The following is an 870-nucleotide window of genomic DNA, read 5'->3' on the forward strand; positions in this document are numbered from 1 at the left end:
GCCGAGGTGATCGAGCTCGACTGCGACCTCGACTACACCTTCCCGCGCTACAACCCCAATCCGGAAGACATGGAGATGCTGCATGCCATGGCGCATGCGGTGACCGAGCACGGCGCCGACCTCGCCCTCGGCTTTGACGGCGACGGCGACCGCTGCGGCGTGGTCGACAACGAGGGCAACGAGATCTTCGCCGACAAGATCGGCGTCATGCTCGCCCGCGACCTCTCCTCCGTCCACCCGGACGCCAACTTCGTGGTCGACGTCAAGTCCACCGGGCTCTACCACTCCGACCCGGTGCTGAAGGCGCGCGGCATCAAGACCGACTACTGGAAGACCGGCCACTCCTACATCAAGCGGCGGGTGCGCGACCTCAACGCGCTGGCGGGCTTCGAAAAATCCGGCCACTTCTTCTTCAACGCCCCGGTCGGGCGCGGCTACGACGACGGCCTGGTCACCGCCATCGCGGTGCTGGAGATGCTCGACCGCAACCCGGCGAAGTCGATGGCGGACCTCTACCGCGACATCCCCAAGACCTGGGGCTCGCCGACCATGAGCCCGCACTGCGCCGACGAGGTGAAGTACGGCGTGGTCGACCAGGTGGTCGCCCGCTTCGAGGCGATCAAGGCCGCCGGCGAGCCGCTTGCCGGGCAGCGGATCGTCGACCTCACCACCGTCAATGGCGTGCGCGTCACCGCCGAGGACGGAACCTGGGGCCTCGTCCGCGCCTCCTCCAACAAGCCCGAACTCGTCGTCGTGGTGGAAAGCCCGGTCTCCGAGGAGCGCCTCCACGCCATGTTCAAGGCCGTCGACGCCGTGCTCCGGAAGAGCCCGGAAGTCGGCGACTACAACCAGACCATCTGAGGGCGGGAC

General features: G+C 67.5%; 1 protein-coding gene. It reads left to right on the forward strand.

Annotated features, from left to right (window positions below):
• The coding region (locus HZ321_RS21480) for a phosphohexomutase domain-containing protein (RefSeq protein WP_483295046.1) at nt 1-861 on the forward strand (861 nt) is incomplete at its 5' end.
• Nucleotides 862-870: the final 9 nt, after the last annotated feature.

Origin of the sequence: Chthonobacter albigriseus (assembly GCF_013839445.1) — a bacterium.
In the GTDB taxonomy this organism is placed as follows: Bacteria; Pseudomonadota; Alphaproteobacteria; order Rhizobiales; family Pleomorphomonadaceae; genus Chthonobacter; species Chthonobacter albigriseus.